Annotated in this window: 9 protein-coding genes and 1 tRNA gene; 5 read left to right on the plus strand and 5 right to left on the minus strand. The window is 47.0% G+C overall.

From position 1 onward, the window contains the following. Positions 1 to 46 precede the first annotated feature (46 nt). On the plus strand, positions 47 to 1,165 hold the full coding sequence (gene lpxB, locus I0P70_RS02420; RefSeq protein WP_196114593.1) for a lipid-A-disaccharide synthase: 1,119 nt from the start codon (positions 47 to 49) through the stop codon (positions 1,163 to 1,165). A 90-nt stretch (positions 1,166 to 1,255) separates the two neighbouring features. Here lpxB and clpX read toward each other — a convergent pair whose 3' ends face one another. The 4 genes from clpX to I0P70_RS02440 all read right to left on the minus strand — a co-directional run bounded on the left by clpX (position 1,256) and on the right by I0P70_RS02440 (position 5,098). Then, on the minus strand, positions 1,256 to 2,479 hold the full coding sequence (clpX, locus tag I0P70_RS02425) for an ATP-dependent Clp protease ATP-binding subunit ClpX (protein WP_007659408.1): 1,224 nt from the start codon (positions 2,477 to 2,479) through the stop codon (positions 1,256 to 1,258). 351 nt (positions 2,480 to 2,830) lie between these two features. After that, on the minus strand, positions 2,831 to 3,529 hold the full coding sequence (locus I0P70_RS02430) for a ClpP family protease (RefSeq protein WP_299991818.1): 699 nt from the start codon (positions 3,527 to 3,529) through the stop codon (positions 2,831 to 2,833). A gap of 91 nt (positions 3,530 to 3,620) precedes the next feature. Continuing rightward, on the minus strand, positions 3,621 to 4,940 hold the full coding sequence (gene tig / locus I0P70_RS02435; RefSeq protein WP_196114594.1) for a trigger factor: 1,320 nt from the start codon (positions 4,938 to 4,940) through the stop codon (positions 3,621 to 3,623). 76 nt (positions 4,941 to 5,016) lie between these two features. After that, a tRNA-Leu gene (locus tag I0P70_RS02440) sits at positions 5,017 to 5,098 on the minus strand. Between the two features lie 297 nt (positions 5,099 to 5,395). Between I0P70_RS02440 and I0P70_RS02445 the strand changes: the two genes are divergently transcribed. Genes I0P70_RS02445 through I0P70_RS02460 form a run of 4 tightly spaced genes read left to right on the plus strand, consistent with a single transcriptional unit; the run spans position 5,396 to position 9,739 of the window. Next, entirely contained in the window at positions 5,396 to 7,591 is a 2,196-nt protein-coding gene (locus I0P70_RS02445; protein WP_196114595.1) for a bifunctional (p)ppGpp synthetase/guanosine-3',5'-bis(diphosphate) 3'-pyrophosphohydrolase, read from the plus strand. A 34-nt stretch (positions 7,592 to 7,625) separates the two neighbouring features. Next, the gene (locus tag I0P70_RS02450; RefSeq protein WP_007659421.1) at positions 7,626 to 8,126 is read left to right on the plus strand and encodes a Fur family transcriptional regulator; all 501 of its coding nucleotides are present in this window, start codon (positions 7,626 to 7,628) and stop codon (positions 8,124 to 8,126) included. Next, entirely contained in the window at positions 8,098 to 8,448 is a 351-nt protein-coding gene (locus I0P70_RS02455; RefSeq protein ID WP_007659423.1) for an STAS domain-containing protein, read from the plus strand. The genes I0P70_RS02450 and I0P70_RS02455 overlap by 29 nt, the downstream gene beginning before the upstream one ends. Before the next feature lie 7 nt (positions 8,449 to 8,455). Further along, positions 8,456 to 9,739 carry an adenylosuccinate synthase gene (locus I0P70_RS02460; RefSeq protein WP_196114596.1) on the plus strand — a complete coding sequence of 428 codons (1,284 nt, stop codon included), beginning with the start codon at positions 8,456 to 8,458 and terminating at the stop codon, positions 9,737 to 9,739. An 886-nt stretch (positions 9,740 to 10,625) separates the two neighbouring features. Here I0P70_RS02460 and I0P70_RS21285 read toward each other — a convergent pair. Then, a partial coding sequence (locus I0P70_RS21285) for a hypothetical protein (protein WP_230391939.1) occupies positions 10,626 to 10,816 on the minus strand: 191 nt, incomplete at its 5' end.

A 10,816-nucleotide genomic window follows, 5' to 3' on the forward strand; every position in this document is an offset into this window, starting at 1 on the left:
TCTTCGTTTCTGCTCTATCAGGCAGGCCCAAACGCATACACATTAGATGAAATATTACATTATAGCCGGCGAACGCTCAGGCGATCTGCATGCTTCTAACCTTATTAAGCAGCTACGGATGCAAGACCCGGAGGCTGACATAAGAGGGTGGGGAGGCGATATGATGCAGGAAGCTGGCATGCACCTGGTGAAGCATTACCAGGAAATGGCCTTTATGGGCTTTGCGGAGGCTGCCGCCAATTTTTTTAAAATACTGGGCTTCCTGCGCGAGTGCAAAGAGGATATCACAGCCTTCAAACCAGATGTGATCATCCTCGTTGATTATGCCGGCTTCAACATGCGCATTGCTAAGTTCGCGAAAGAGCACGGCCTCAAAGTTTTCTATTACATCTCTCCCAAAATCTGGGCCTGGAACCAGGGCCGGGTGCACAAGATCAAGCGCCTCGTAGACCGTATGTTCGTGATCATGCCCTTTGAGGAGGAATTCTACGGTCGCTTTGACTACAAAGTAGACTACATTGGCAATCCGGTGGCAGACTCAGTGAACGATCACGTAGTGGCGCCTGATTTCAGAGTGCGAAACCACATCCAGAACAACAAGCCTATCATTGCTTTGCTGCCAGGCTCTCGTAAGCAGGAGATTGAAAATATGCTGGATGTTATGTTGAGTGTACTGCCTTCGTTCCGCGATTATCAGTTTATCGTGGCTGGTGTATCGAACTTCTCGAAAGAGTATTACGAGCAGTACAACAAAGACCCGAATATCAAGATCGTATACGACCAGACCTATGACCTGCTAGCGCATGCAAAGGCTGCCCTGGTAACCTCAGGTACAGCTACGCTCGAAACGGCTTTGTTTGACGTACCGCAGGTCGTGTGCTACAAAACCAGCGCCATCTCTTATGCCATTGGCAAACGTGTAATCAAGGTTCCTTACATTTCGCTTGTTAACCTGATTGCCGATAAGCCAATTGTAACGGAGCTGATTCAGGAAGACTTTACGGCCAAGAAGATCGTGGCCGAGCTCAAGAGTATACTGTTTGATAAGTATGCCATGCAGAAACAGAAAGACGGGTACGCGCTTGTAAAGCAGAAGATAGGGGAGTACCGTACAGCTGAGCGTGCCGCAGAGCTGATGGTGGGATACCTGAAGGAGAAAGTATAAACTGCAATTGCACACAGAGTTGTGCTATACCTAAAAAGAGAAGGCCTCAGCTGGATACAGCTGAGGCCTTCTCTTTTATCTTGCTATGCCTTAGGCAACACGTAGCTGCTTCAGGGGTGATTTATCAAACTTGTCGCGGGCATATTCGCCGGTGATCACCAGTTCTTTGGCACCTTCTTCAGACGGCAGCTCAAACATGGCGTCTGTCATAATACCTTCGCAAATAGAACGCAAGCCTCGGGCACCAAGCTTATACTCGGCAGCTTTCTCTACAATGTAATCCAATGCATCGTCATCAAAGCTGAGGCTAATGTTTTCCATCTCGAACAGACGCTTGTACTGCTTCACGATAGAGTTCTTTGGCTCTAGCAAGATCAGGCGAAGCGTATCCTTATCAAGTGGGTTCAAATGGGTCAATACTGGGAGACGACCGATCAGCTCAGGTATAAGTCCGAAGTTTTTCAGGTCTTGGGCAGTCAGGTAACGCAGGAAGTTCTCTTTCTCTTCTGATTCATCCTGCTTCGACTTAGAGAAGCCAATCGGACGGGTGTTCAGACGGTTCTTGATCAGGCGGTCTATACCTACAAAAGCACCACCGCAAATGAACAGAATGTTTTCTGTGTTTACGGTGATCATTTTCTGCTCAGGGTGCTTACGACCTCCTTGCGGCGGTACGTTTACTACAGTACCCTCGAGCAGTTTCAGCAATGCCTGCTGCACGCCCTCGCCACTCACATCGCGGGTAATGGATGGGTTATCGCTCTTACGAGCAATCTTGTCGATCTCGTCAATGTATACAATACCACGTTCAGCTGCTTCTACATTATAGTCGGCAGCCTGCAGCAGGCGCGTCAGGATACTCTCTACGTCTTCGCCTACATAGCCAGCTTCTGTTAGTACAGTGGCATCCGCAATACAGAATGGCACCTGCAGAATACCAGCCATCATGCGGGCCAGGTATGTTTTGCCTGTACCGGTTTCACCTACCATGATGATGTTTGATTTCTCGATCACGACATCATCGTCGTTGGTGCGCTGCATCAAACGCTTATAATGGTTGTATACTGCTACTGACATTACCTTCTTTGCCTCATCCTGGCCAACTACAAACTGATCAAGGTACTCCTTCATCTGTTTCGGCTTCATCAGGTTGAACTTCGGCGTGCGGCTGTTGGCGCGTATCTTATTCTCCTCGTTCAGGATTTGCTGTGCCTGCCCGATACAACGGTCGCAAATGTGCGCGTTGATACCGGATATCATCACAGATACGTCTTTTTTGTTCTTGCCACAAAATGAGCAGGTAATTTCAGCCATAAAAAAGTTTGTTCAGAAGATTTTTTGGCCCTCGCGGGTGTAATACAAAAGCAAAGGTACAAAATTGAAACCTTATTCAGGTAGTATATTAATCGGGAAAATGTTGATATGGTTATAAAAAGTAACCATAAATTAAAAAATTGCTATTACTGTATCTTGGTGTAAAGTGTTGTTGTACAGGGTTTTAAGGGCTTAAGCTGTCCACATAGCTCTGTTGATAAATTTTTGAGCAGAGCTTAACCTGCAGGAACATGTATAATTACGGTACAATTCTTTCTTGCTAAATAAAACAGCAAAGCCCATGCCTGAGTACAGGATGGGCTTTGCTGTCAAATGTTGTTCTGAGGATACTTACTCTTTCTTACGGTGCAATACCTCGTCAATCAGACCGTATTCTTTCGCTTCCTCTGCTTTCATCCAGTAATCACGATCAGAGTTGTCGTATACCTCCTGGTATGACTTGCCGGAGTGCTCGGCCAGAATTTCGTACAGCTCCTTTTTCAGCTTCAGGATTTCACGCGCTGTGATCTCGATATCTGAAGCCTGACCCTGCGCACCACCCATTGGTTGGTGAATCATAATGCGGGAGTGTGGTAGGGCAGAGCGCTTGTTCTTGGCTCCACCAGCCAGCAATACAGCACCCATCGAGGCAGCTAGACCTGTACAGATCGTCGCCACGTCAGGGTTTACATACTGCATGGTGTCATAGATGCCAAGGCCGGCATATACCGAGCCACCCGGGCTGTTGATATAAAGCAGGATATCCTTCTTCGCATCAGCCGACTCGAGGAACAGCAACTGGGCTGTAATGATGTTGGCAATGAAGTCATCCACCTGTGTACCCAGGAAAATGATACGGTCCATGATCAGGCGTGAGAATACGTCGATCTCACGGAAGTTCGTGGGACGTTCCTCAATTACAGAACGGGTCATGCTTTCGATGGTATGCATGGCTCTGCCTTCTACATGGCTAATATATTGATCTACGCCCAGGCCACTCATGCCCTGGCCCTTTACGGCAAATTTCCGGAACTCGTCTTTGTTAAACATCATCTTGTTTAGATTTACGGTTTGGTCAAAAATAAAAAAGTCCTTTAAATAATAAAGGACTTTTTAGGTTAAATATTATAAATCGTTCTTATTACGACAGGTTCTTGAAGTCCTCTGTAGAGATTGTCTTCTCTACAACAGTCATCGTCTCTTTTAGTTTAGCGAGCACCTTCTCGGCCAGCAGTTGCTCGTACTCATTAATGTAGTTACGGCCATTGTCCTGCTGCAGATACTGGTTAGCATAGTTATTCATGCTCTCTACCAGTTCCTCTGGAACTTCTGGCATATTGAACTGGGCCAACATCTTCTCTTTCGTGCTGCTTACCACCTCTTCGTTGGTAACTTTCAGCTCGTTCTCCTCTACTACCTTGTTCTTGATCATGGACCACTTCAGCTCCTTCAGGTACTTATCGAAGTTCTCCTCGATCTGCTCTGTAGTCAGACGACCTTCATTAGTCACTTGTAGCCAACGCTTGAAGAACTCATTTGGAAGTTCTACCTCTACGTTGTCAACCAAAGTATCAATAATATTGCGGTACAGCAGGTTGTCAGCTTCACGGTCGTAGTTCTCCTTGATCGTTTCACGGATCTTAGCGTCGAACTCCTCTTCCGTCTTCACTTCGTCCTTACCGAACAGTTTGTCAAACAGCTCCTGGTTTAATTCAGCAGCCTCTGTGCGGTTGATTTTCTCTACTGTGAATTCGAACTCACCGTTCAGGTCAGCTACTACATCTTTGCTCATGCCAGTTACATGGGCCAGTGCGCTATTGTCGTCACCAAATGCCTTGCGGATATCGAAGCGGATCACGTCACCGGCTTTAACACCCATGAACTGATCTTTGCCTTCTACTACACGGTTTGTAGGGATAAGCGTCTTAGACTCAAATTCGCCTTCTACTTGCTTCAGGTCACCGTAGATAAAGTCACCCTCTTCAGAAATTTCCGGGTTGGTGGTCTTGCCGAACTGGCGCTTTAAGTTTTCGTAAGCCTCGTCTACCGTTGTCTGGTCCAGCTCTACAGTGTAACCCTCTACGCTTTTATCAAGCGGAAGGTTGAAGTCTGGCAGCAGACCAACAGCGTACGTGAATTCGAACTCTTTCTGGTTATCCCAGTCAATGTTTTCCTGGCTTGGCTCCGGAAGTGGCTCGCCCAGCAGTTTCACATCATTATCCTTGATATACTTAGAGATCTCCTCCTGAAGAAGTTTGTTGATAGACTCAACCAGTATGCTCTTGCCATACATCTTCTTGATAAGGCCGGCAGGCACTTTACCAGGTCTGAAGCCTTTGATCTGGGCTTTCTTGCTGAATTCTTTTACTTGCTGCTCAACCTGTGGAGCATAGTCTGCCTCTTCCAGGACTACCTTCAGTTGCGCGTTAGTGCCGTCGGTTTGATTTAATGTAATATTCAAGGCTTACAAAAATTTATTGATGATACATCTAGTAAAAACAAACCCCCAACATGGGCTGTTGAGGGTTTCGTTTGTGTGCGGATGGAGGGACTCGAACCCCCATGCCTCGCAGCGCTAGATCCTAAGTCTAGTGCGTCTACCAATTTCGCCACATCCGCATGTGTGCTTGTTTGTAATGATGGTGCAAATTTACGAACGCTAATTTTAAATGCAAGAGGCCGGCTTAAAAAAAGCGAATATTTTTTCTTCTTTTTCTCAGTCAGCACAGCGTGTAAGCGCTTAGTGGTTCAGCATCAGTAAATTGCACGATTCACTGGGCGCAGTGTGTATGAAAGCGGATATTCATGTATATTTGAAACTTAAAACGCCACTGCCTCACTTATACTTATAAACAGTAGCATAAGTATGGCGGCAAGCCCAACTGGCTTGCATACCCATTACTTTCTAGCTTTAGCATGAACATGATCGATCCAGAAGCAGAACGCAAAGAGATCCTTAGACACTACCGCAGATTACTTCGGCACGCCAAGCCTTTCCTGAAGGACAATGATGCCAAGATCATCAAGAAGGCATTCAATACCTCTGTTGAGGCGCACAAAGATATGCGCCGTAAATCCGGTGAACCTTACATTCTGCATCCGTTGGCTGTGGCACAGATTGCTGTCGAGGAGATCGGACTTGGCACTACTTCTATTGTGGCGGCTCTGCTGCACGATGTAGTAGAGGATACCGATATGGAGGTAGAGGAAGTTGAGCGTGAGTTTGGGACCAGCGTGGCTCGGATCATCGAAGGTCTGACCAAAATATCCGGTGTATTCGACTATGGCACCTCGCAGCAAGCCGAGAACTTCCGGAAGATGCTGCTTACATTGTCGGATGACGTTCGGGTGATCCTGATCAAGCTGGCCGACCGTTTGCACAACATGCGCACGCTCGACAGCATGCCGCGTCATAAGCAGCTCAAGATCGCTTCTGAAACGATGTACTTGTATGCGCCCCTCGCGCACCGCCTGGGACTTTATGCCATCAAGTCTGAACTGGAAGACCTATACCTGAAGTATACCGATACCGAAACCTACAAGGACATTTCAACCAAGATACGACAGACCCGCAGTGCCCGGGGTAAGTTTATCAAGGATTTCATTGCGCCTATAGAAGAAGAGCTGCGCCGCCATGGGTTTAAATTTAATATCAAAGGCAGGCCGAAGTCGATCTACTCTATATTAAAGAAGATCAAAAAGCAGAACATCACCTTTGAGGAGATTTACGACCTGTTTGCCATCCGCATCACGTTGGATGTACCGTTGGAACATGAGAAGGCAGCCTGTTGGCAGGTATACTCTATTATAACGGACTTCTATCAGCCTAACCCCGATCGCCTGCGTGACTGGGTGAACACCCCAAAGGCCAATGGCTACGAGTCACTGCACACTACAGTCATGAGTAAGTCCGGGCAGTGGGTGGAGGTACAGATACGTACTAAGCGTATGGACGAGATTGCCGAGCGTGGTTATGCAGCCCATTGGAAATATAAGAGCGATGGAAGTGGTGGCGAATCAGGCCTGGAACTGTGGATAAACAAAGTGCGGGACATGCTGGAGAACAATACGGCCAACGCACTGGAGTTTATGGACGAGTTCCGCAAAAACCTTTTCGTGGAAGAGGTGTTTGTCTTTACGCCCAAAGGGGAGCTGCTTATACTGCCAGACCGGGCTACCGCGCTCGACTTCGCATTTGAAATACATTCCCAGATCGGATTGCACTGCCTTGGTGCGAAAGTAAACCAGAAACTGGTGCCGCTCAGCTTTAGGCTGCGCAACGGTGACCAGGTAGAAATCCTGACCTCACAGAAGCAAAAGCCGAATGAAGAGTGGCTGGACTATGTGGTAACGTCCAAAGCCCGATCGCGCATCAAGGAATACCTGCGTGAAGAGCGTAAAAACAAGTCAGAGCAGGGTAAGATGATGCTGGAGCGTCGTCTGGCCTACCTGAAGGTGCCCGAAACACAAGGCAATCTGAACAAGTTGCTGGCTTTCTTCAATATACCATCTGTACAGGATCTGCATTACCGCATTGCAACAGGGCATATAGATATCAAGAATATCAAAGAGGTTATCTTTTCAGCACAGGCAGAACGGGGCGCCTCCATGCTCGAACCCAAGTCTTTTGACCGGGAAGTGCAGAAGATACGCGGCGTTACATCCGATATGCTTGTGATAGGGGAGAACACCTCGAACATGAATTATAAGGTGGCAGCTTGCTGCAACCCGATACCTGGAGACGAAGTTTTTGGCTTTGAGTCAGAAGAAGACGGCATTGAAATCCACCGCACTAACTGCAAGAAAGGCATCGAACTGATGTCCAACTATGGCAATCGTATTATTAAAGCCAAATGGACCGATCAGAAAGAACTGGCTTTCCTGGCAGGTATACGAATCAAGGGTACAGACCGTGTAGGCTTGGTCAATGACCTGACCCGTATTATCTCAAACAGCCTTCGGGTAAACATGCGCTCGATCACAATCGATTCGCATGATGGAATCTTTGAGGGGAATATTATGGTTTTTGTAAATGACACCGGCCACCTGGACAAACTGATTCAGCGCATGGGTAAGGTAACAGGCGTGCTAACGGTCGAGCGATTCGACTAAGCCACTACACCTATTATATATAAGAGAGAAAATCATGGCAGTAGACCAGCAGAATAGAATAGAAGAAGTAAAGAAAATTTTTACGGCATACCTGGAGAGCAAGGGGCTTCGCAAAACACCGGAGCGCTACGCCATCCTGGAAGAGATTTACTCACGTTCAGGGCACTTTGATGTGGAGTCTCTCTACATCAGCATGAAAAATAAGAACTACCGCGTAAGCCGGGCCACCGTGTATAACACCCTCGACTTATTAGTAGAGAATGACCTGGTAAGCAAGCACCAGTTTGGTCGCAACCTGGCGCAGTACGAAAAATCGTACGGCTACCGACAGCACGACCACGTGATATGCACCGAGTGTCATAAAGTGGTGGAGTTTTGCGATCCTCGTATCCATAATATACAGACCATGGTGGGGGACCTTCTAAATTTTCATATCTTGCACCATTCCCTTAATCTTTATGGGGTATGCGGCGATTGCCGCGCCAAAAAAGCAACCGAACAACAGCATGAAGTATCAGACAGAACTAAAGGATGATGTCCTGTTCATCAGACTGGAAGGCGACCTCGTGGCAGGGCCTGACACCCAGAGACTGATGGCCGTTGCTGAGGAGCAAGTGGAAAATAAAGTATTGTTGTGCGCTGTAGACCTCTCCAATGTTCGTTTCATGGACAGTAGCGGGATGGGGGTGCTGGTTTCACTTCTTACAAAGTTTCGCAACAGAGGGGGAGAGCTTGTTTTGATCAAGCCGTCTGACCACATTCGCAAACTTTTGATCGTTACGAAGCTCAATGCCATTTTTACCATCGCAGAAAATGATAACTTCGCAGCGCAATTCTTAAAGGAATCAATTTACTAACTCATAAATGGCAGTTGACATACTTATAGGTCTGCAGTGGGGCGACGAAGGCAAAGGCAAAATCGTCGACGTACTGGCTCCTACCTATGACATTGTGGCCCGTTTCCAGGGAGGCCCTAATGCTGGACACACACTCGAATTCGAAGGCACTAAGCACGTGCTTCACCAGATACCTTCTGGAATTTTCCACTCACATATTCAGAATATCATTGGCAATGGTGTTGTGCTCGATCCGATCGTATTTCGCACAGAGATGCAGAAATTGCAGGATAGAGGCGTAGATGCAAGCCAGAATCTATTCATTTCAAAAAAAGCCTCGCTCATTCTGCCATCACATAAAGTGCTTGACAGAGTTTCGGAAGAAGCACTTGGTTCAGGTAAGATCGGTTCTACACTAAAAGGTATAGGACCTACTTACCAGGATAAGATTGGCAGAGTAGGTTTACGCATAGGCGATATACTGGCTGAGGATTTTCAGGATCGCTATAACAAGCTGGTGGAACGTCACCGTAAGACAGTTGAGTTCTATGGACAGACCTTAGAACTTGGAGAGCAGGAGCAGGCATTCTTTGATGCAGTTGACTATCTCCGTACACTTAAGCTGGTTGATAGTGAGTACATGATCAACGATGCTTTGAAAAACGGCAAGCGTGTACTGGCAGAAGGAGCTCAGGGTTCATTGCTGGATGTTGACTTTGGCACATATCCATTTGTTACATCATCTACTACCTTGGTGGCTGGTGCCTGTACAGGGCTGGGTGTAGCCCCACGATATATAGGAGAGGTATACGGCATCTTTAAAGCATACTGCACCCGGGTAGGCAGCGGGCCTTTCCCTACAGAGTTGCTGGATGAGGTGGGTGATCAAATCAGAAAAGCAGGGAATGAATTTGGTTCTACAACCGGACGTCCGCGTCGCTGCGGTTGGGTAGATCTGCCAAGTTTGAAATATTCAATCATGTTGAATGGGGTTACTCAACTGAACATGATGAAAGCTGATGTGCTGACAGAGTTCGATACCATAAAAGTGTGTACGCATTATAAATTGGCATCGGGAGAAATAACCGACCAATTACCACACTCTCTGGATACCGAGAGTATCGAACCGATCTATGAAGAACTACCAGGCTGGAAAGTAGACCTGAATCAAATTGATACAGTGGAAGCACTTCCAGAAGCATTTAACAATTATATGACTTTCCTGGAGCAGCATTTGGAAGTACCTATTACAATCGCATCAGTGGGGCCAGATAGAAAGAGCACTCTGAGAAGAGAAAAGACCAGCGTATAATATAGCAGGCAACTATAAATAAGAAGGCTTCATTCTACTTTGAATGAAGCCTTCTTTCGTTTTATGGAAATAGATAAACTTAGAGCTACAAGAAGCTGCCAATGTATAAAACCAAAATAACTGTTAAAGAAAGCCGCAAAAGACAGATTAATAAAAAATGAGTAGCCAAGGAACTTCAGGAACCTTAAAAGATGTTAATCGAAAGCCGCTGGTTGAAAAGCCAGGAAAAAGTGGGGGATACCAAGGGCAAATGCACATGCAGCCCCTTGACTTGATAGGTACAAAAGAGCATTCACGAGTTGAGTGCAAAAACCCGGAAGAAAGTTTGAAACTATTCTCTGTGCGGATCAGGCACTTAAGGGGAACCGCCCGGGGAGAGGGGGCAAAGACGGGGGCGGGCCCTTGCGGAGAAGAAAACTTTTGCGACCTTTGCACTCCCAACACGGTCAGACGGGTCGGGAAAAAGGGACTCCGGCAGGGAGCCCACCGGTGCTGGAATCGATAGAAGAACAGCCGGAAAAGAAACTGAAAAAAACTTTGGCCCGGGGCTTGCGGAATTGAAAACTCTGCTTACCTTTGCAGCCCGCTTCAGCTGGAAGCTTTTCGAAAGGATCCTGGTAACACAGGCCGGCGAGAAAAAGGAAAAAAAGTTTTGCAGAGTGCTTGGAGATTCAAAAACTCTTCTTACCTTTGCAACCCGCTCCGGAACGCAGGTCTTGAAAGCGGAAACGAAAGTGCCTCTCGGCCGAACGGGCTGAGAAAAAAGAGAAAAAAAAGATTGAAATTTTGCTTGCGGATTCAGAAAAGTTTCCGACCTTTGCACACCGAACACGACGAACGGTCGCTTCGGAAAACAAGTAAAACACACGCCTTATTATAGAGGCGGCTAGCGGAAGAAAAAGTCTTCCGGAAAGTTCTTTGAGAGATTGTTGAGACAGAAAAAGAAAAAATAAGATAGGTACATCCGCGCGGGTGTGGCGAGAGTCACCCACCGCGTCAATTCAAGAGAATTAAAAGGAAAGGGCCGCGGGTCGAACGGACACATTGCCTCTTCGGAGGCTGAAAAGTAAACACTAC

Source organism: Pontibacter sp. FD36 (genome assembly GCF_015686655.1).
In the GTDB taxonomy this organism is placed as follows: Bacteria; Bacteroidota; Bacteroidia; order Cytophagales; family Hymenobacteraceae; genus Pontibacter.

Excerpts from the sequence above, each read along its gene's own strand:
- I0P70_RS02455 (WP_007659423.1), top strand. The coding sequence starts at position 8,098 with ATGAAGTATCAGACAGAACTAAAGGATGATGTCCTGTTCATCAGACTG.
- I0P70_RS02445 (WP_196114595.1), top strand. The coding sequence starts at position 5,396 with ATGAACATGATCGATCCAGAAGCAGAACGCAAAGAGATCCTTAGACAC.
- clpX (WP_007659408.1), bottom strand. The coding sequence starts at position 2,479 with ATGGCTGAAATTACCTGCTCATTTTGTGGCAAGAACAAAAAAGACGTA.
- I0P70_RS02430 (WP_299991818.1), bottom strand. The coding sequence starts at position 3,529 with ATGTTTAACAAAGACGAGTTCCGGAAATTTGCCGTAAAGGGCCAGGGC.
- lpxB (WP_196114593.1), top strand. The coding sequence starts at position 47 with ATGAAATATTACATTATAGCCGGCGAACGCTCAGGCGATCTGCATGCT.
- I0P70_RS02450 (WP_007659421.1), top strand. The coding sequence starts at position 7,626 with ATGGCAGTAGACCAGCAGAATAGAATAGAAGAAGTAAAGAAAATTTTT.
- I0P70_RS02460 (WP_196114596.1), top strand. The coding sequence starts at position 8,456 with ATGGCAGTTGACATACTTATAGGTCTGCAGTGGGGCGACGAAGGCAAA.